The sequence below is a fragment of the Nocardioides exalbidus genome, assembly GCF_900105585.1.
GTDB classification, from domain to species: Bacteria; Actinomycetota; Actinomycetes; order Propionibacteriales; family Nocardioidaceae; genus Nocardioides; species Nocardioides exalbidus.
The window spans coordinates 2,934,354-2,952,669 of record NZ_FNRT01000002.1 but is presented as its reverse complement, the minus strand read 5'-3'; the positions used below and the strand labels follow the sequence as shown (position 1 = coordinate 2,952,669).

General features: G+C 73.3%; 23 protein-coding genes. 11 read left to right on the top strand and 12 right to left on the bottom strand.

Translation table 11 applies throughout. The features are described 5' to 3' along the window. Window positions 1-16 precede the first annotated feature (16 nt). From BLV76_RS14515 to BLV76_RS14505, 3 genes are read left to right on the top strand one after another with little or no spacing between them, the layout of a single operon-like run. Window positions 17-871 carry a DUF2785 domain-containing protein gene (locus BLV76_RS14515; protein ID WP_090972761.1) on the top strand — a complete coding sequence of 285 codons (855 nt, stop codon included), beginning with the start codon at window positions 17-19 and terminating at the stop codon, window positions 869-871. A 9-nt stretch (window positions 872-880) separates the two neighbouring features. Further along, on the top strand, window positions 881-2,557 hold the full coding sequence (locus BLV76_RS14510; protein WP_090969763.1) for an acetolactate synthase: 1,677 nt from the start codon (window positions 881-883) through the stop codon (window positions 2,555-2,557). 14 nt (window positions 2,558-2,571) lie between these two features. Further along, a complete protein-coding gene (locus BLV76_RS14505; RefSeq protein ID WP_090969762.1) occupies window positions 2,572-3,051 on the top strand; it encodes a GNAT family N-acetyltransferase in 480 nt (159 codons plus the stop codon). Window position 3,052: 1 nt separating this feature from the next. Here BLV76_RS14505 and BLV76_RS14500 read toward each other — a convergent pair whose 3' ends face one another. The 3 genes from BLV76_RS14500 to BLV76_RS14490 form a co-directional block, all read right to left on the bottom strand. Continuing rightward, on the bottom strand, window positions 3,053-3,982 hold the full coding sequence (locus BLV76_RS14500) for a hypothetical protein (protein ID WP_090969761.1): 930 nt from the start codon (window positions 3,980-3,982) through the stop codon (window positions 3,053-3,055). Window positions 3,983-4,072: 90 nt separating this feature from the next. Next, window positions 4,073-4,522 (bottom strand): hypothetical protein, encoded by a 450-nt coding sequence (locus BLV76_RS14495; RefSeq protein ID WP_090969760.1) that lies wholly within the window; start codon window positions 4,520-4,522, stop codon window positions 4,073-4,075. Beyond that, window positions 4,519-5,019 carry an RNA polymerase sigma factor gene (locus tag BLV76_RS14490; protein WP_245734688.1) on the bottom strand — a complete coding sequence of 167 codons (501 nt, stop codon included), beginning with the start codon at window positions 5,017-5,019 and terminating at the stop codon, window positions 4,519-4,521. Before BLV76_RS14490 ends, BLV76_RS14495 begins: the two co-directional genes overlap by 4 nt. Window positions 5,020-5,143: 124 nt before the next feature. Here BLV76_RS14490 and BLV76_RS14485 point away from each other — a divergent pair, with 124 nt between their 5' ends. Next, window positions 5,144-5,518: a thioesterase family protein gene (locus BLV76_RS14485; RefSeq protein WP_090969758.1), complete on the top strand. Its 375-nt coding sequence runs from the start codon at window positions 5,144-5,146 to the stop codon at window positions 5,516-5,518. A gap of 59 nt (window positions 5,519-5,577) precedes the next feature. On the opposite strand, the gene BLV76_RS23460 is transcribed toward BLV76_RS14485, so the two are convergent. From BLV76_RS23460 to BLV76_RS14460, 6 genes are all read right to left on the bottom strand, one after another. Further along, window positions 5,578-5,652 carry a 50S ribosomal protein bL37 gene (locus tag BLV76_RS23460; protein ID WP_369759046.1) on the bottom strand — a complete coding sequence of 25 codons (75 nt, stop codon included), beginning with the start codon at window positions 5,650-5,652 and terminating at the stop codon, window positions 5,578-5,580. Between the two features lie 77 nt (window positions 5,653-5,729). Further along, window positions 5,730-6,002, bottom strand: a complete 273-nt coding sequence (rsrA, locus tag BLV76_RS14480; protein WP_090969757.1) for a mycothiol system anti-sigma-R factor — start codon at window positions 6,000-6,002, stop codon at window positions 5,730-5,732. Beyond that, complete coding sequence (locus BLV76_RS14475; RefSeq protein ID WP_090969756.1) at window positions 5,999-6,652, bottom strand: sigma-70 family RNA polymerase sigma factor; 654 nt, start codon at window positions 6,650-6,652, stop codon at window positions 5,999-6,001. Before BLV76_RS14475 ends, rsrA begins: the two co-directional genes overlap by 4 nt. Window positions 6,653-6,748: 96 nt before the next feature. Continuing rightward, a complete protein-coding gene (locus tag BLV76_RS14470; RefSeq protein ID WP_090969755.1) occupies window positions 6,749-7,411 on the bottom strand; it encodes an alpha/beta hydrolase family protein in 663 nt (220 codons plus the stop codon). Beyond that, complete coding sequence (locus tag BLV76_RS14465) at window positions 7,408-8,160, bottom strand: SOS response-associated peptidase (RefSeq protein WP_090969754.1); 753 nt, start codon at window positions 8,158-8,160, stop codon at window positions 7,408-7,410. Before BLV76_RS14465 ends, BLV76_RS14470 begins: the two co-directional genes overlap by 4 nt. A 29-nt stretch (window positions 8,161-8,189) precedes the next feature. Beyond that, window positions 8,190-8,891, bottom strand: coding sequence for a hypothetical protein (locus BLV76_RS14460; protein WP_139306580.1), 702 nt, complete (start codon window positions 8,889-8,891; stop codon window positions 8,190-8,192). Window positions 8,892-9,149: 258 nt separating this feature from the next. On the opposite strand from BLV76_RS14460, the gene BLV76_RS14455 reads away from it, so the two are divergent. Genes BLV76_RS14455 through rsgA form a run of 4 tightly spaced genes read left to right on the top strand, consistent with a single transcriptional unit; the run spans window position 9,150 to window position 13,946 of the window. Further along, window positions 9,150-11,012, top strand: coding sequence for a sigma-70 family RNA polymerase sigma factor (locus BLV76_RS14455; RefSeq protein ID WP_090969752.1), 1,863 nt, complete (start codon window positions 9,150-9,152; stop codon window positions 11,010-11,012). A 56-nt stretch (window positions 11,013-11,068) separates the two neighbouring features. Beyond that, window positions 11,069-11,599, top strand: coding sequence for a DoxX family membrane protein (locus BLV76_RS14450; RefSeq protein WP_090969751.1), 531 nt, complete (start codon window positions 11,069-11,071; stop codon window positions 11,597-11,599). 29 nt (window positions 11,600-11,628) lie between these two features. After that, window positions 11,629-12,945 carry a 3-phosphoshikimate 1-carboxyvinyltransferase gene (gene aroA / locus BLV76_RS14445; protein ID WP_090969750.1) on the top strand — a complete coding sequence of 439 codons (1,317 nt, stop codon included), beginning with the start codon at window positions 11,629-11,631 and terminating at the stop codon, window positions 12,943-12,945. Further along, the gene (gene rsgA, locus BLV76_RS14440) at window positions 12,942-13,946 is read left to right on the top strand and encodes a ribosome small subunit-dependent GTPase A (RefSeq protein ID WP_090969749.1); all 1,005 of its coding nucleotides are present in this window, start codon (window positions 12,942-12,944) and stop codon (window positions 13,944-13,946) included. The genes aroA and rsgA overlap by 4 nt, the downstream gene beginning before the upstream one ends. A 21-nt stretch (window positions 13,947-13,967) precedes the next feature. Here the strand turns inward: rsgA and BLV76_RS14435 are convergent, their stop codons facing one another. Then, the gene (locus tag BLV76_RS14435; RefSeq protein WP_090969748.1) at window positions 13,968-14,429 is read right to left on the bottom strand and encodes a DUF2231 domain-containing protein; all 462 of its coding nucleotides are present in this window, start codon (window positions 14,427-14,429) and stop codon (window positions 13,968-13,970) included. Window positions 14,430-14,470: 41 nt separating this feature from the next. Here BLV76_RS14435 and BLV76_RS14430 point away from each other — a divergent pair, with 41 nt between their 5' ends. The 3 genes from BLV76_RS14430 (at window position 14,471) to BLV76_RS14420 (ending at window position 16,266) form a co-directional block, all read left to right on the top strand. Then, window positions 14,471-15,343, top strand: a complete 873-nt coding sequence (locus BLV76_RS14430; protein WP_090972759.1) for an inositol monophosphatase family protein — start codon at window positions 14,471-14,473, stop codon at window positions 15,341-15,343. Between the two features lie 87 nt (window positions 15,344-15,430). Beyond that, a complete protein-coding gene (locus tag BLV76_RS14425; protein WP_090969747.1) occupies window positions 15,431-15,862 on the top strand; it encodes a CBS domain-containing protein in 432 nt (143 codons plus the stop codon). 62 nt (window positions 15,863-15,924) lie between these two features. Then, entirely contained in the window at window positions 15,925-16,266 is a 342-nt protein-coding gene (locus tag BLV76_RS14420) for an FKBP-type peptidyl-prolyl cis-trans isomerase (protein ID WP_090972757.1), read from the top strand. 48 nt (window positions 16,267-16,314) lie between these two features. On the opposite strand, the gene BLV76_RS14415 is transcribed toward BLV76_RS14420, so the two are convergent. Both BLV76_RS14415 and BLV76_RS14410 read right to left on the bottom strand, forming a co-directional pair. Continuing rightward, on the bottom strand, window positions 16,315-17,016 hold the full coding sequence (locus BLV76_RS14415) for a response regulator transcription factor (protein ID WP_281246168.1): 702 nt from the start codon (window positions 17,014-17,016) through the stop codon (window positions 16,315-16,317). Then, window positions 17,013-18,212, bottom strand: a complete 1,200-nt coding sequence (locus tag BLV76_RS14410) for a sensor histidine kinase (RefSeq protein ID WP_090969745.1) — start codon at window positions 18,210-18,212, stop codon at window positions 17,013-17,015. The genes BLV76_RS14415 and BLV76_RS14410 overlap by 4 nt, the downstream gene beginning before the upstream one ends. Window positions 18,213-18,316: the final 104 nt, after the last annotated feature.

Here is an 18,316-nt window from a genome sequence, read left to right as displayed (position 1 = left end):
TGGCATGATCGGCGGCATGTCTCTCGGGTACTGGAACCAGGTGCAGGCAGCCGGGTTCGAGGTCCCCTCGGACAGACCTCTCGACGACCTCACGGCCGAGCTGACGACGATGCTCGGGTCCACCGAGCCGGAGGTGCGTGACGGCACCGCCTACCCCGCCCTGGCGACCTGGATCGAGCGCGGCGTCTACGACGACCTGCTGGCCGGCCTGGGCGACGGGATGGTCGCCGGGCTGGCGGTCGGGCTCGGCGAGACGGGCACCGACACGGTCTTCCGGCGCAGCTTCAGCGCGCTGATCCTCGCCGAGTGCCTCGAGCGCAACAACGCCCACCACCTGCTCCCCGGCGCCAAGGTCCTCGACTGGGGCGACCGGGTCGTGGTGTGGTTCCTCAGCGAGGCCGACACGCGCGGCCACGTCGACGGCAAGGGCTGGGCCCACGCGGTCGCCCACGGCGCCGACACGATCGGTGCCCTCGCCGGCTCGCCCCACCTCGCCGGCGCCGAGCACGCGGTGCTCCTCGACGTCCTGGCCGAGCGCGTCCTCCAGCAGCCCGCCGACCAGCCCCTCGCCTCCGGGGAGGTGGACCGCATCGCCGCGGCGGCGATGCGCGTCCTGCGCCGCAACACCCTCGGCACCGAGGTGCTCGAGCCGTGGATCCACCGCATCGGTGCGGCGGCCAACCCCTACGGTCTCGGCGGCGCGGCCGACCCGTTCCTGCCGGCGTCCGGCCCCCAGGCACTCCTGCGGGCGCTGTTCGTGCACCTCTCCCTCGCTCCCGAGCCGCCGACCGTGCGCCCCGACCTGCTCCTCGTCGTGGTGGAGGCGCTGCGCGCGACCAACGCTCCCTACTTGCAAGTAGGCACGCGCTAGCCTGCGGGCATGAGCGAGACCCAGATCACAGGCCACAGCGGCGAGCTGGCCGTCAGCGTCGCCCGCGCCCACGGCGTGGAGACGATGTTCACCCTCTCCGGCGCCCACGTGTTCCCGATGTACGACGGCGCGGTGAAGCTCAACCAGGAGGGCGAGCCGCCGCAGATGCGGTTGCTGGACGTCCGCCACGAGCAGACGGCTGCGTTCGCCGCCGAGGCCACCGGCAAGCTCACCCGGGTCCCCGGCCTCGCCGTCCTCACCGCCGGTCCGGGCGTCACGAACGGCATCAGCGCGATCGCGCAGGCCCAGTTCGCCGGGTCGCCGATGGTCGTCGTCGGCGGCCGCGCCCCGCAGAACCGCTGGGGCACCGGGTCGCTCCAGGAGCTCGACCAGCCGCCCATCATCGCGCCGGTCGCGAAGGCGGCCAGGACGCTGATGACCGCCGCCGACGTCGCCGCCGGGATGGACGACGCCTTCACCCTGGCGCGCTCCAGCCACCGCGGACCCGTCTTCGTCGACGTACCGATGGACGAGTTCTTCAACTCCTCGACCGGCGCCGCGTCGTCGGGCACCGGCACCCGCGTCGAGCCGGACGCCGACGCGATCGAGGCCGTCGCCCGCCTGCTCGCCCAGGCGCAGCGACCCGTGCTCATCCTCGGCACCGACGTGTGGGCCGACCACGCCGAGGAGGCCGCGCTCCGCTTCGTGGAGGACCTCGGGATCCCGACCCTGACCAACGGGATGGGCCGCGGACTCGTCCCGGGCGGGCACCGCTCGCTCGTCACCAAGGCGCGCGGCGCCGCGCTCTCCGGCGCCGACCTGGTCGTGGTGGTCGGCACGCCGCTGGACTTCCGGCTGGGCTACGGCGTCTTCGGCGGTCCCGACAAGAACCCCGACGGCGCGTTCGCGCGCGTGGTGCACATCGCTGACTCCCCCGGCCAGGTCTCCGGCCACGCCGAGCTCGCCGGGTCGGTCGCCGGTGACCTGACCACGGTCCTCGACGGCCTCCAGGCCGCGATCGAGCGTGGCAGCAAGCCCGACTGGAGCGCCTGGGCGGACCAGCTCGCCGACCAGGTGAGGGCGGCCGTCGAGCGCGACGCCGCGCTCCTCACCGCCGAGGCCGACCCGATCCACCCGGCACGCATCTACGGCGAGCTGGTGCCTCGGCTGGCCGACGACTCGGTCGTGATCGGCGACGGCGGCGACTTCGTGTCCTTCGCCGGGAAGTACGTCGAGCCTAAGCGCCCCGGCGGGTGGCTCGACCCCGGTCCCTACGGCTGCCTGGGCGCCGGCCTCGGAGCGGCGATCGCGGCCCGGATCGCGCGCCCGAGCGCACAGGTCACGCTGCTGCTGGGCGATGGCGCGGCGGGCTTCTCGCTGATGGACGTCGACACCCTCGTGCGCCACGACCTCCCGGTCGTCATGGTGATGGGCAACAACTCCGCGTGGGGCCTGGAGAAGGGCCCGATGCAGATGCTCTACGGCTACGACGTGGTGGCCGACCTCGCCCCGCGCACGCCGTACGACGAGGTGGTCAAGGCGCTCGGTGGCGCCGGCGAGACCGTGACCGACCCGAAGCAGATCGGGCCGGCGCTCGACCGGGCGTACGCCGCCGGGGTGCCCTACCTCGTCAACGTGATCACCGACGTCGACGCGGCCTACCCGCGCAACACCTTCGGCATCTGAGCCGGACCGACCCGATGGAGCTGCGACGGATCCGGCGGGAGGAGCACGCCGCGGCCGGCGCGGTCTGCGTGGCGGCCTACGAGCCCTTCCTCGGCGGCGCGGAGGACGACTACCGCGACCGGCTGCGCGACGTGGCGACCCGCGACGCCGAGGCCGAGGTGTGGGTGGCCGTCGAGGGCGGGCGACTGCTCGGCCTCGTCACCTCCTGCCCGCCCGGCTCGCCGTGGCGCGAGATCGGCCGCGACGACGAGGGCGAGTTCCGGATGCTGGCCGTCGACCCGACCGCGCAGGGTGCCGGAGCCGGCACGGCGCTCGCCCGGCTCTGCGAGGAGCGTGCGCGTGCGCACGGCGCCACCGGGATGGCCCTGTCGTCGCTGGCCGTGATGACCAGCGCCCACCGGGTCTACGGGCGACTCGGCTACGAGCGCGACCCGGAGCGCGACTGGTCGCCGATGCCCGGCGTCGACCTGCTGGCCTTCCGCAAGGCGTTCTGACTCAGCAGGCACGACCGGTCGTCGGGTCCTCGACGTCGTCGAAGCAGATCGTCCCCCACGGCAGTGCGGCCATCTCCTGCTCGCCGACCCGCGCCCAGCGCCAGGCCTCCCACGACCCGTCGTCGTCGGCCACGGCCGTGACCAGCACGCCGGCCTGGGTCAGCCAGGACCGGTAGGCGCGACCGTCGTCGGTCGTCCCCGTCCCCAGCGAGACCTCGCCCACCGGTCGCACGGCCACCAACCCCGCCTGGTCGGCCGTCTGGACGACCACCTGCATCGTGTCGGGGTCGGACGCCGAGGTCACGAGCACCGACGCGCCCTGCCCGCTCCTCAGGTCCGTCGGGCTGATCGTGTGGATGCGCGGGTCCGGGACGTCGACCGCGAAGACGTCACCGTCCGCGCCGGGACCGTCGACGACCAGCGTGGGCGGGTCACCCGGGTCGAGCCGCGCGCTGTAGCCCAGGCCGCCGTCCTCGAGGGCGACCTGCTCCCCCACCCCGATCGTGTCGGTCGACTCGGACGTGACGTAGGGCAGGTCCGCGCGGGTGTCGGGCGTGCACGCCGCAGCGGGCGCCTCGGGCTCGTAGTAGGCGCAGGACGGCTCGCCCGGGCGGAGCACGCCGTCGTCGAGGGTCCACTCGTAGCGATCCACGACCAGGGTCTCCGGGACGAGGCTCACGGTGCCGCCGTCGAGCGGGCGGGCGTAGGTGTCCACCGACCGGGTCGAGACGAGCGTGCCGGCGTCGACGAAAACGGACTGCTGGTGGAACAGCTCGTAGTATGCGGTCGCCGAGCCCGGCACCACCACCTTCCCTCCGCTGAGGAGGTCGGGGTCGCTCGACGCGACCTGGACCAGCAGCCCGTCACGCAGGTCGAGGACGGCCGGTGAGTAGGACTCGACAGGCCCGTCGATGTTGTTCGCGTAGACCACCAGCTCCTGGTCGCCGTCGTCGTCGGCGTCGATCGGGGCAAAGGCACCGACGACCCCGGTCGTGCCGAGCTCGACGACGCCGTAGGCCTCCTAGCCCGTGCTGCTGAGCGTCGTCTGGACACGGATCCGGCCGTCGTCGTCCGCAGTCGGCTCGGTCAGGAGCTCGACGCGCTCGCGGGTGCCGTCGCCGTCGAGGTCGGCGCGGATGGGCGCGGCCTCGGGGTCCGGGCGCCAGTCGCGACCGACGTCCGCAGGGAGCTCGGGCGTCTGCTCGACCGTCCGCTGGTCCGGCTGGGGAGCGATCTCGTCGGACCTCGGCCCGCCTGCGACCGTCTGGAAGACCGCACCGAGGACGAGGAGCACGACCGCAGCGGTCGCGAGCAGCACCCACGGTGACTGCCACCTCGGCCGGAGCGGCACGACCGGCGCGATCGGCGCGAGGTCCTCGGGACGTACGAGCTCGGCCCGGGCGTCCAGCGCGGCCCGCAGCCGGGCCTCCATGCCCGCCATCCCCGGCGTCTGGTCCTGTGTGGTGCTCATCGCTCCTCCTTCCCCGAGGTCGCGGCCTTCGCCATGCTCTTCTCCAGTGCCACCAGCGCGCGGCTGGCGGTCGACTTCACGGTGCCCTGGCTGATGCCGAGCGTCCGGGCGATCTCCGCCTCGGTGAGGTGGGACCAGTAGCGCAGCACCAGCACCTCGCGCTGGCGGGGCGCGAGGGTGTGCAGTGCCGCGATGACCTCGCGGTGCTCCTCGGCCAGCACGGCGGTGTCCTCCGGACCCGGTGGTGCGACGTCGTCGGGTGGTGAGTACGCCCGCGCCGTCCGTCGTCGGCGCAGCGCGGAGCGCGCGGTGTTGACCACCGAGACCCGGAGGTACGCGAGGGCCTTCGACGGGTCCTGGACCGCGTCGGGTCGGCGGGCCAGTGCGGCGAACGCGTCCTGCACGACGTCCTCGGCCGAGGCGAAGTCGTCGACCAGCAGCACCGCCAGCCGGACCAGCTGCAGCCGGTGGGCGGCGTACAGCTCGGTGATGTCCACCGCTGGCTCCATGCCGGTCCCGGTCCCCGTCCTCGTCGTCGTGGTCCTCGTGCTCATGTCTGGTAGACGTGTGGGTGCACCACAGGTTGCCCCACCGCCCGAAGATCTTCCGAGAGGCCCGCCCATGCCGCAGCCCGAGCCCGCCACGCTGACCTTCACCGTCGGCGACGACGACACCGCGGCCGCTGTCGGCAGCGGCTCGCTCCCGGTGCTCGGCACGCCGCGCCTGCTCGCCTGGCTCGAGGCGGCGACCTGCGCCTGCCTGGAGCCGGTCCTCGCGGCGGGCTCGACGAGCGTGGGCACCCGGGTCCAGGTCGAGCACCTCGCCGCCAGCCCGGTGGGGGCCGAGGTGGAGGTGTCGGCGTCGAGCGCCTACGAGGACGGCCGGCTCCACCGCTTCACGGTGGGTGCCCGCGACGCGACCTCCGGCAAGGTGCTCGCCGCGGGCGAGATCACCCGCGTGGTGATCGACGCGGAGCGGTTCATGTCCCGGCTCTAGACATGCAAAAGTCCCCGCCACTGGCGGGGACTTCGGCGGCGTGATGCGTCAGAGACGGATCAGGCGTTGGGGCGCTTGCCGTGGTTCGCGCCCTTCTTCTTGCGAGCGCGGCGCTTGCGTCCGGTCTTGCCCATGGTGGTCCTCCTGGAATCGGTGCTCGGAGCAGTGTCTCAAATGACCCCGGGAGGGGCTAATCGAGTCCGCGGGAAGGTCAGGACCCGCCCTCGGTGATCTGGACGCGGACCTCGCGCAGCTGCAGGCGTACGCGATCGCGCAGCGACTCCGGCGCCGACTCCGAGCAGGACCGCTGGACGAGCTGCTTGACCGCCTTCTGGAGGTCGTGGCGCTCGAGGCAGGGGCCGCACTCGCGCAGGTGCATCTCGACGACGGCGCAGTCCGCCTGGTCGAGCTCGTTGTCGATGAAGTAGACGATGCGCTCGATGTAGTCGACGCAGTCGTCGCGGCCGTGCTCGTGGGTGCTCACGACGCGCTCCCCTCTCCGGCGCCCGGGAGGGCGGAGGCGGGCAGGAGGTCGTTGGTCCGCACGTAGTCGGCGAGCATGTCGCGCAGCTGGCGCCGGCCACGGTGCAGGCGCGACATCACGGTGCCGATCGGCGTGTCCATGATCTCGGCGATCTCCTTGTAGGGGAATCCCTCGACGTCGGCGAGGTAGACCGCGAGGCGGAACTCCTCGGGCAGGCGCTGGAGCGCGTCCTTGACCTCGGAGTCGGGCAGGTGCTCGAGCGCCTCCATCTCGGCCGACCGCAGGCCGGTCGACGAGTGCGACTCGGCGCGGGCGAGCTGCCAGTCCTCGACGTCCTCGGACATCGACTGCTGCGGCTGCCGCTGCTTCTTGCGGTAGGAGTTGATGTAGGTGTTCGTCAGGATCCGGTAGAGCCAGGCCTTGAGGTTGGTGCCGGGCTTGAACTGGTGGAAGGCGCTGTAGGCCTTCGCGAAGGTCTCCTGGACGAGGTCCTCGGCGTCGGCGGGATTGCGGGTCATCCGCATCGCCGCGCCGTAGAGCTGGTCGAGGAACGGGAGGGCGTCGCGCTCGAAGCGCGCGGATCGGTCGTCGGAGGACTCGTCCTCGACGACGATCTCGACCTCGACGGGGTCGTTGAGAGATTCAGTCATCGCCGCCCACGATACCGCTGTGGGTGCAGGCGATTCACCGCGCTGCGCCGCGCGGGGGCGTTCGAGGGTCTGTGTCTGCACACATGCCCCAACACCTCACCCCGTCGAGGGATTCCCGACGACTTCACGCACCAGCCACTCCAGGGTCGACTCCACGACGATCCCCATCGCCTCGTCCTGGCTGACCGCGCCCCGCGCGGGCACCTTCAGGCCGTGGTCGCCGCCCGGGACGACGGCGAGGTCGACGTGCTCGAGGTCGCCGGGGAACTCGTCGGGACGGCCCATCGGGTCACGCTCCCCCTGCACCACGAGCGTGGGCAGGCCGACGGCGCGGAGCTCGGGCAGCCGGGTCGCCTCGGTCCTCCCGGGCGGGTGGAGCGGGAACGACAGCGCCAGGCAGCCGGTGGCGCCCAGCGCCCGGGCCGTGCGCGCCGCGGACCGCGCGCCGGCCGAGCGACCGCCGACGACGAGCGGCGTACGCACCCGCATCATGTCGGCGGCACGGGTCAGCCCGACGTCCAGCGTCGCCGGGGGCGTGGCCACCTTGCGACCGGCCACCCGCCACGGCTGCTCGAAGAGCACGACCGAGACGCCCTGCGCGGGCAGCGCGTCGGCGAGCGCCCAGAGGTCGCGGGCGTCCACCCCGCCGCCGGCGCCGTGGCTGAGCAGCAGCGTCGCCATCGGGCTGGTCGCCCGCCGCGTGTGCAGCCGCCCCTCGCCGTGCGGAGTGTCGACGGTGCGGACGGTCGCCTTCTTCACGGGGTCTGCCCTTCGTCGGACACGGGCAGCGGCTCGACGAGCTCGGGTCCGTTGTTGCGCACGTTGCTGACCAGGGTGGGCACGGCGTAGGCCTCGAGGCGGCCGGGCGCCGCGGGCACCAGGAGCCGGGTGTCGCCGGGCGTGGTCGGGTCGAGCCACTCGTGCCAGCGCTCGCGCTCGACCATGAGCGGCATGCGGTCGTGGATGTGGCCGAGCTCGTCCTCGGCCTCGGTCGTCAGCACGGTGCAGGTCCAGCGGAACCGGTCGGGGTCGTCCTCGCCCTTCGCCGGGTCGCGCCAGATCTCGTAGAGACCGGCCATCGCGAGGACGCCGCCGTCCTTCGGGCGGATGAAGAAGGGCTGCTTGACCGGCTTCCCCCTCGCGTTGGTCTGCGAGGTCGGGTACCACTCGAAGTAGCCGTCGGCGGGCAGCAGCGCGCGACGGGTGGCAAACGCCTTGCGATAGGCAGGCTTCTCGGCGACCGTCTCCATGCGGGCGTTGATCATCCGGTTGCCGATCGACGGGTCCTTGGCCCACGACGGCACGAGGCCCCACGTGAGGACGCGCAGCTGCCGCTGCGCCGGCTCGTCGGACCCGCGTGACGGCGGCCGCTCGACGACGGCGTACACCTCCTTGGTCGGCGCGACGTTGTAGTCGGCCGCCAGCGGCGCGGCGATGCGGCTCTCGACGACCTCGAACTCCTCGACGAGGTCATCGGGTTGACGAGAGGAGGCGTATCTGCCGCACATGCGTCCACCCTAGGGGAGCGCTCGACGCCTCAGCCGCGAGCGAGGTCGTCGAGCAGCATGCCGGCGCCGACGTCGGTGGTCGGCAGTCCCTCGATCCAGATCCGCACGGCCGCCTCGGTCCCCCCGGACTCGCGCAGCCGGTCGAGCATCGTGCGCAGCACCTGCACCCGCCGGCCCAGCCGGTCGTCGCGGCGCGTCAGGATGCCGACCCGGTGCATGCCGAGCCGGGCGACGGTCTCGTCGCGTGCGAACGCCGTGCGGCTCAGCTCGCCCGCCCGCGCGAGGCGCATGGCCCGGGTGAAGTGGTCGCCGGTGTCCTCCGACGCCTCGCCCGGCGGCAGCGCGAAGACGACGAGCGCGTGCGCCGCCACGCCGTCGACGGCGCCGAGGCGGTAGAGCTCGGAGAGCCTGCTGCGCAGGTGCGCCTGGCTGGAGAGCCCGGTGAGCGGGTCCTCGCAGGAGAGCTGGTGGAGGTAGCCGAGCGTGGCTTCGCTCCACGCGGTCATCAGCGCCGTCACGACGTCGTACGTCGGATCGCTGCCGGTGACCTGCCGCCAGGTCTCGCGCAGCCCGTCGAGCGCCTCCTGGACCGAGGCTCCGTCGAGGGCCAGGTCGTGCCCGGCCACCTCGCAGGCGGCCAGGACGTCGGACCCTGAGATGAGCGCCTCCCCCACGGGATCGAACCGGTGCGGCAACCCCGACCGCACGACAGCTGACCCGAGCGCGCTCATCCCAGGATCGACGGCCGGAGGCCGACGCCCACGTGTGGCGAACTTCCTCACGGCACCCCCTCCTGTTTCCCACTGCTCGGTGATGGGACGGTCCTCGCGGGGGTCCATGACGCGGACCAGACCACCTATTTCTGAAATCGCGTCTTCGCCACGCACGCGCACGCCCAGCGGGCTACAGTCAAAGGACGTCAAACGACGGTCAAGGAAGTCACTCGACTCCGCACCACGGCGGTGCCACGGGGAAAGCGTCCAGCCGCAATGAGCAGTGCCACCAGTGTCGAACCACTTGCCGACGCCGAGCTGATCTCGGCGGTCCGCGGTGGGGACGTCGATGCCTACGGCGTGCTGTTCGAGCGACACGTCGACGCCGCCCGGCGCCTGGCCCGCCAGCTCGTGCCACCCGCCGACGCCGAGGATCTCGTCTCCGACGCCTTCGTCAAGGTGCTGGGCGTGCTCCAGCGCGGCGGTGGCCCCGACGTGGCGTTCCGCGCCTACCTCCTGACGTCGGTCCGCCGGCTCCAGGTCGACCGGTTCCGGTCCGGGTCGAAGCTCCACACGACCGACGACATGGAGGCGTTCGACCCGGGCATCCCCTTCCGGGACACGGCCGTCGAGGGGTTCGAGAGCGGTGCCGCGGCCCGCGCCTTCGCCTCGCTCCCCGAGCGCTGGCAGCTGGTGCTGTGGCACACCGAGGTCGAGGGCGACAAGCCCGCCGACATCGCTCCCCTCCTCGGGATGAGCCCCAACTCGGTCTCCGCGCTCGCCTACCGGGCACGCGAGGGCCTGCGCCAGGCCTTCCTGATCGAGCACGCCGCCGAGATCGAGGGCGATCGCTGCCGCTGGACCCACTCCCAGCTCGGCGCCTTCGTCCGCGACGCCACCTCGCGCCGCGACGCGGCCAAGGTGCAGGCCCACCTCGACGACTGCCGCTCGTGCACGGCGCTCTACCTCGAGCTCACCGAGGTGAACTCCAACCTCGGCGGGCTGCTCGCCCCACTGCTGCTGGGTGCGATCGGCTCCGCCTACCTCGGTACGACGCTCGCCGCCGGCTCCGTCCCCATCGGCCTCGGCAGCATCGGGACCGTCGTGGGCCGCGTCCGCGACCTCGTCGTCGGCAACAGCGCCGCCGCAGCGGTCGCCGGCGTGGCCGCCAGCGTGGTCGTGGTCGGCGGTGCCGTGGCCGTCGGCCTCAACAACCCGCCCCGCACCACCGCCGAGCCCCCGCCGCGCAACCCCGCACTGAGCAGCCCCGCAGCAGCCCAGGACGGCACCGTCCCGGGCGCCGGCCTGCAGCGGCAGGGCAACGGACCCGAGAGCATCGAGCCCGTCTCCGACGACGTCGTCCCGGTGCTGCCGCCCGCCACGACGACCGTCCCGGCGCCGACCGAGACCCCGGGCACCACCGACCCCACGGACGCGCCGACGACCGATCCGACCTCGGAGCCGACGGACGAGCCGACCGACGAGCCGACGCCCACCTCGACGCCCACCTCGACGCCCACCTCGACGCCCACCGCGACCCCGACGTCGACGCCGACGTCCGACCCCACCTCGTCCCCCACCTCGTCCCCCACCGCGTCCCCCACCGCGACCCCGACGTCGACGCCCACGTCCGACCCCACCTCGTCCCCCACGTCGTCGCCGACCCCCACGCCGCAGCCCACCGACGAGCCGAGTCCGACGACGACGCCGGACCCGACGACGACGCCGGACCCGACCACCACCCCGGACCCCACGACCACGCCCGACCCGACCACCACCCCGGACCCGACCACCACGCCGGACCCCACCCCCACACCCACGCCGGTGGACACCGCGGTCACCGGGACCGTGACGGGTGGCAGCGGGTTCTACCGCGTGCAGGTCCGGCCGTCCGGGCTCGCGGCGGGCACCTCGGCCGAGCTGCGGATCACCTTCGGCGGACTCGTGGTCACCACCCGCGTCGATCCCCGATGCGCGTCCGCACCGGGCGGACTGCGGTGCACCGTGGGCGGTGACGACACCTCCGCCGTCGACATCCGCGTGATCGCGCTCCCGGGCAGCACGGTCACCGCCACACTGGTCGCCGCGAGCGACGACCCGGCCCCGGCCAACAACACCTGGCGGGCCCTGCTCTCCTGATCTCGCACCCCTGCGGACGGAGCGGGAGCGACGCCCCATCGTGTAGGAATGAGGGCATGACGATCACCCGGTTGCTCGCCCGTCCCATGCTGGCCTCGATCTTCGTCGCCGGTGGCATCAACGCCATCCGCAACACCGAGGGGCATGCGTCGAAGGCGAAGAAGGTCACCGACAGGGTCGTGCCCGCGGCGCAGAAGGCCGCTCCTGCGCTCCCCATCCCGACCGACCCCGCGACGCTCGTGCGGATCAACGCCGGCGCGCAGATCCTCGCCGCCGCCGCCCTGGCGACCGGCCGCGCACCGCGCCTCAGCGCGGGCGTGCTCGCCGCGTCCCTGGTGCCCACCACGCTCGCCGGGCACTCGTTCTGGGACGAGACCGACCCGCAGGCGCGGGCCACCCAGCGCCTCCAGTTCTTCAAGAACACCTCCGTGCTCGGTGGCCTGCTCCTCGCCGCCGTCGACACCGAGGGCAAGCCCGGCCTGGCCTGGCGCGCCCGCCGCGCCGCCGCCGACGTACGTCGCGAGGCCAAGCAGGTCGCCAAGGACGCGCGCCGCGAGGCCAAGCTGGCCAAGGCGCAGCTGACCTGATCGAGGCACGTCCTCGATAGGCTGCGCAGGTGACTGACCAGCCTGTCGATCCGATCCCCGATCCCTGGCCCGCGCCCCGACCCCACGACCCCGTCGACCGGGTCGTCTCGCTGCCGGGGAGCAAGTCGCTCACCAACCGCGCGCTGGTCCTCGCCGCGATCGCGGACGGCCCCAGCGTCGTACGCCGTCCACTGCGCTCGCGCGACACCCTGCTGATGGCTGCCGCGCTGAGGTCGCTCGGCACCTCGGTGGAGGACACCGACGGTGACGACGGGTCCGGCCACTGGGCCGTCACCCCCGGCACCTGGGACCGTGACGCCGACGTCGACTGCGGGCTCGCCGGCACCGTGATGCGGTTCGTGCCGCCGGTCGTCGGACTGGCCCGGGGGACGGTCGCCTTCGACGGTGACCCGCACATGCGCCAGCGTCCCGTCGGCCAGATGCTCGCCGCCCTCGGTGCGCTCGGCGTGCGGATCGACGACGGCGGCCGCGAGGCGCTCCCCTTCGCCGTCCACGGCACAGGCTCGGTGCCCGGCGGGACGGTCACCATCGACGCGAGCGCCTCGTCGCAGTTCGTCTCCGCGCTGCTGCTCGCGGGCGCCCGCTACGACCACGGCGTCGACGTGCGCCACGTCGGCAAGCCCGTGCCCTCCCTCCCCCACATCGAGATGACCGTCCAGATGCTGCGCCAGCGCGGCGTCGCGGTCGACGACCACGACCCCAACCGGTGGGCGGTCGCCCCCGGTCCGGTCAAGGCGGTCGACGACGACATCGAGCCCGACCTCTCCAACGCCGCACCCTTCCTGGCGCTCGGTGCGGCCACCGGAGGCCGGGTGACGGTCACCGACTGGCCCGCGCTGACCACCCAGCCCGGCGACGAGCTGCGCGAGATCCTCACCCTCATGGGGTGCGAGGTCACCCTCGCCGACGGCGACCTCACGGTCGTCGGGCCGGACCGCCTGCAGGGCGTCGACCTCGACCTCCACGACGTGGGTGAGCTCACGCCCGCGATCGCCGCACTCTGCGCACTGGCCGACTCGCCGTCGCACCTGCGCGGGGTCGCGCACATCCGCGGCCACGAGACCGACCGGATCACCGCGCTCGCCACCGAGCTCGGCCGCCTGGGCGCCGACGTCACCGAGCGCGAGGACGGCCTGTCGATCCGGCCGGCCACGCTGCACGGCGGCACCTTCCGGACCTACGCCGACCACCGGATGGCCCACGCCGGCGTCATCCTCGGCCTCGCCGTCGACGACGTGCTCGTCGAGGACATCGCGACCACCTCGAAGACCTTCCCGGACTTCGCGGCTGCCTGGAGCGACGCCGTGCACGGGACCTCCCGGTGACGGGTCGCTACTCCGAGCACGACCACGAGCACTACGAGCGCCCGCGCCGGCGCACCCGCCCGCGCACCAAGGACCGGCCGACCTACGACGACGCCGTCGACGGCCGGGTCGTCACCGTCGACCGCGGCCGGTTCACGCTGACCGTCGACGGGCACCGGGTGATGGCGATGAAGTCGCGCCCGCTCGGCCGCAAGGGCGTCGTGGTCGGCGACCACGTGCGCGTGGTCGGTGACACGAGCGGCGTCGACGGCTCGCTGGCCCGGATCGTCGAGGTCGTGGAGCGCAGCACCACGCTGCGACGCACGGCCGACGACGACGACCCCGTCGAGCGGGTCATCGTCTCCAACGCCGACCAGCTGGTCGTGGTGACCGCGCTGGCCGACCCCGAGCCGCGCCCGCGCCTGATCGACCGCGCGCTCGTGGCGGCGTACGACGCCGGGATGGCGCCGCTGCTCTGCCTCACCAAGGCCGACCTGGCCGACCCCGAGACCCTGCTGTCCACCTACCGCTCCCTCGGCGTGCCGTGGGTGGTGACTCAGCTCAAGGGCGACCGGGCCGGCGACCTCGGCGCGCTCCGCGAGCGGCTGCACGGGCGCACCAGCGTCCTCGTCGGGCACAGCGGGGTCGGGAAGTCGACCCTGGTCAACGCCCTCGTGCCGGACGCGCACCGTGAGGTGGGCATCGTCAACGCTGTCACCGGCCGTGGCCGCCACACCTCGACGAGCGCCTACCTCCTCGAGCTGCCGGACGACGCGGGCTGGATCATCGACACCCCGGGCATCCGCTCGTTCGGCCTCGCCCACGTGCGACCGGAGGACCTCATCGAGGCCTTCCCCGACCTCGAGGAGATGACCGAGGACTGCCCCCGCGGGTGCACCCACGGCACCGGCGAGCCCGAGTGCGGGCTCGACGAGGCGGTCGAGGCCGGCGAGGCCGACCCCGACCGGGTGGAGTCCTTCAGGCGCCTGCTCGCCGCGCGCGAGGGCGCGAGCGACTGGTAGTCCGGCCCGGACGGGGCCGGCTCAGCCCCAGACGGCCTTGGCGCCGGTGTCACCGGCCATGAAGAGCGCGTAGCCCAGGACGACCGACCCCACGACCAGCACGGCCATCGCCGGGATCCGCAGCCGCGTCTCGCGGGCACCCCTGCCGGACGCGAGCGCGGACGCCCCGCCGAGCGCCCAGGCGCCGAAGCCGGCGACGAGCGCGAAGGCCAGCGACACGTTGCGCAGCAGCTCGCCGGCCTCCTCGTGGTCCTCCACGAGCGGCGCGAGCTCGGGCCGCGACGACAGCAGGTCCTCGCCCGCGACGACCGCGAGGAACGATGCCACGGCGGTGACCACGGCGAGGACGACGAGCGGCCACCGCAGCAGCCAGCGCCACCTCGGCACGAAGGCGAAGACGAGTCCCGTGATGGCCGCGAGCGGGCCGAGCACGACGACCGCGTGGACGATGAGCGGGTGCAGCGGCACTCCGTTGAGCTCCATGCGTGCACAGTAGGGCGCCATGCTGGGAATAGCCTGTGAACATGCCCATCCACGGCTCCAACGACTACACCGACGACCTGCGGCTCGCGCACGTCCTCGCCGATGACGCGGACTCGCTGACCCAGGCCCGGTTCAAGGCGCTCGACCTCCACGTCATGAGCAAGCCCGACCTGACCCCCGTGACCGATGCCGACAAGGCCGTCGAGGAGGGCATCCGCCGCACGCTCTCGCGGGTCCGCTCGCGCGACGCCGTCGTGGGTGAGGAGCAGGGCACGACCGGCCACAGCCAGCGCCGCTGGATCGTCGACCCGATCGACGGCACCAAGAACTTCGTCCGCGGCGTGCCCGTGTGGGCGACGCTGATCGCCCTCGCGGTCGACGACGAGGTCGTGCTCGGCGTGGTCTCCGCTCCGCAGCTCCAGCGCCGGTGGTGGGCCTCGGTGGGCAACGGTGCCTGGACGGGACGCTCGCTGCTGAAGGCGACGAAGTGCGAGGTGTCCGACGTCCGGCGCCTCGAGGACGCGTCGCTGAGCTACTCCTCCCTGTCCGGCTGGGACGAGCGCGACCGGCTCGACGACTTCATCTCGCTGCAGCGGCGCTGCTGGCGCACCCGCGCCTACGGGGACTTCTGGTCCTACATGCTCCTCGCCGAGGGAGCGGTCGACCTCGCGGCCGAGCCGGAGCTCGAGCTCTACGACATGGCCGCGCTCGACGTCATCGTGCGCGAGGCCGGGGGCCGGTTCACCTCGCTCGACGGCAACGACGGGCCGTGGGGCGGCAACGCCCTCGCCTCCAACGGCCACCTCCACGACGCCGCGCTGTCGTTCCTCGGCGGGCTCGGCGACGACGACACCGACCCCGACGTGCCGCGGCGCGGGCCCGGATCGGTGAGCAGCCTGCGCGACCGGCTGTGACCTGCACCACGTCGCGCCCTGTCCCTCGGCGTCGGTTCTGGCTACGGTGACTGGTCAGTAGTCACGCCGGACGAGAGGTTGAGGACCATGAGGATCCAGGACGTCATCCAGGGCAAGACCAGCCGGGCCGTGGTGACCATCGGCCCCGACGCCACCGTGCGCGAGCTCGTCGCGCTGCTGGCCGAGCACAACGTGGGCGCGCTCGTGGTGAGCGACGACGGCGAGGCCGTGACGGGCATCGTCAGCGAGCGCGACGTCGTACGCCGTCTCCACGCCGACACGGGCGTGCTCGACGTGGCCGTGCGCGAGATCATGACCGCCGAGGTGCGCACCTGCGACGGCGGTGACGACCTCACCGACCTCATGCAGACGATGACCCAGCACCGCATCCGGCACGTCCCGGTGGTGGCCGACGGACGGCTGACCGGCATCATCTCCATCGGTGACGTGGTGAAGAACCGCATCGGCGAGCTCGAGTTCGAGCGCGACCAGCTCGACAGCTACGTCCACCAGACCTGACCGCACCACTTCCCAGAATCGAAGGAGCACACGTGAGCGAGAAGCCCGACGTCGACCCGCACATGGGCGAGGCGCCCACCGACCTCGAGGTCACCGACCTCGTCGAGGGCGACGGCACCGAGGCCACCTCCGGCTCGACCGTCTCGGTCCACTACGTCGGCGTCGCCCACTCCACGGGCGAGGAGTTCGACGCGTCCTACAACCGCGGCACCCCGCTGCAGTTCCGACTCGGCATCGGCCAGGTCATCTCCGGCTGGGACACCGGCGTGCAGGGCATGAAGGTCGGCGGTCGTCGCCGGCTCGTCATCCCACCGCACCTCGGCTACGGCGACCGCGGCGCCGGCGGCGCGATCAAGCCGGGCGAGACGCTGATCTTCGTGGTGGACCTGCTCGAGGTCCGCTGACCGGCACCGCCGACACCTGACGCCGGGCGGCTCGCCCCACCATCGGCACTAGCCCTGGGCGTCGTGGACCAGGATCGCGACCTGCACCCGGTTCTCGACGCCCAGCTTGGAGAAGAGCCGCCCGACGTGCGTCTTGACCGTCGGCACGCCCATGAAGAGCTCGCCCGCGATCTCGGCGTTGCTCAGCCCGCGCGCCACCCCGTCGGCCACGTCGCGCTCGCGCTCGGTGAGACCGGCGAGGGCGTCCCGCGCGGCACGGCCACGGTCCTGCGCCTCGCGGGTCGCGTCGGCGCCGGCGTTGCGGGTGACCGCGGCGATGAGCTGGGCCGTGACGCTCGGCGAGAGCATCGGCTGCCCGGACGCCACCGTGCGGATCGCCTCGACGAGCCGCGCGGGCGGGGTGTCCTTCAGCAGGAAGCCCGCGGCGCCGGTGCGCAGCGCCTTGAGCACCATGTCGTCGGTGTCGAAGGTCGTCAGCACGATGATCTTGAGGTCCGGGTGGGAGCGGAGCAGCTCCTCGGTCGCGCTGAGCCCGTCGCGCACCGGCATCCGGATGTCCATCAGCACGACGTCGGCCCCGGAGGCGGGGACGACGGCGAGCGCCTCCTCGCCGTCGCCGGCCTCGGCCACGACGGCGATCCCCGACGCGCCGCCGAGCATCATCCCGAGTGCGGCGCGCACCATCGGGTCGTCGTCGACGACGGCCAGGTCGATCCGATCGGGAGCGCCCGGGTCCTGCGTTGCGGTCACGGCGCCCACGGTATCCATGCCCGCACGGAGTAGCCGCCCGTGGCGTCGACGCCGTGGCTGATCCGCCCGCCCGCCAGCGCGGCCCGCTCGGCCAGCCCCAGCAGGCCGAGGCCGGACGCCGGCAGCGGGGTGCGGCGTACGGGCCCCACGGGTGCCGCGTTGCGCACCGCCACCACCAACCCGTCCTCCGGCGTGCCGGCGAGGTCGACGGTGACGGTGGTGCCGGGCGCGTGCTTGCGCACGTTGGTCAGCGCCTCCTGCACGATGCGGTAGGCCGTCCGCCCGGTGGCGGCGGGCATCTCGTCCTCGACGCGGTTCGAGAGGCGTACGCGCATCCCGCCCGACGCCTCCTCCTCCACCAGCGCCGCGAGGTCGTGGATCCCGGGCTGGGGCGGCTCGGGCGCGGCGTCGGTCGGCTGGGTCGGGTCGCGCAGCACGCCGAGCACCGCGCGGAGGTCGGAGAGGGCCCGCTGGGCGTTCTCCTCGATCGAGCGGGCCGCGGTCGCGCGGTCCTCCTCGGACAGGTCGGTGCGATAGCTCAGCGTGCTGGCGTGCATCGCCACCAGCGAGATCCGGTGGGCCAGCACGTCGTGCATCTCCCGCGCGATCCGGGTGCGCTCGGCGGCCTGCGCCTGCGCGACCCGGGCGCGCTGCTCCCGCTCCGCGGTCTCGGCACGGGAGCGGTAGGAGTCGACCAGCTCGCGCTGGGAACCCATCGCGTAGCCGGTGGCGACGAGGATGCCGGCCACCAGCATGCCGAAGAGGATCGTGGCCCACATCGGGAGGCCGGAGTCGTTGAGGCCGACCTTCTCCTGCACGAGGCCGGCCACCAGGCTGAGCGGCACCACGAGCGCGAGGAGCCGCCACCGCCGGTGCGAGGCGATCGACCCCATGATCCAGGAGGCCGGGCCGGTGCTGACGATCGACACGGACGAGAAGGCCGTCAGCACCAGCGCCACCGGCGCGGGCCGACGATGTCGCCAGCGGATCAGGACGAACGACACGAGGCCGAGGACCGGGTCGCCGACGAGCAGCCACATCACCGCCAGGTGCGGCGCCGGCCAGTCCGCGGCACCGACCACGACGATGACCCACGTCGAGACGCTGAGCACCGCCGCGAGGACGTAGCGCCACGTCGAGGCCCACCAGGTCGGGCGTCCGACCGCTGCGGTGCGGTCTTCGCGGGTCCGGGCCATGGGCCGAGGCTAGAGGTACTCGGGTCACCGCCGCGTCCGACCCAGGTGTCGGCGCCGGCCCGAGGTCGATACCGGAGTCGGATGCCGCCGACCCCTGCGCCCGA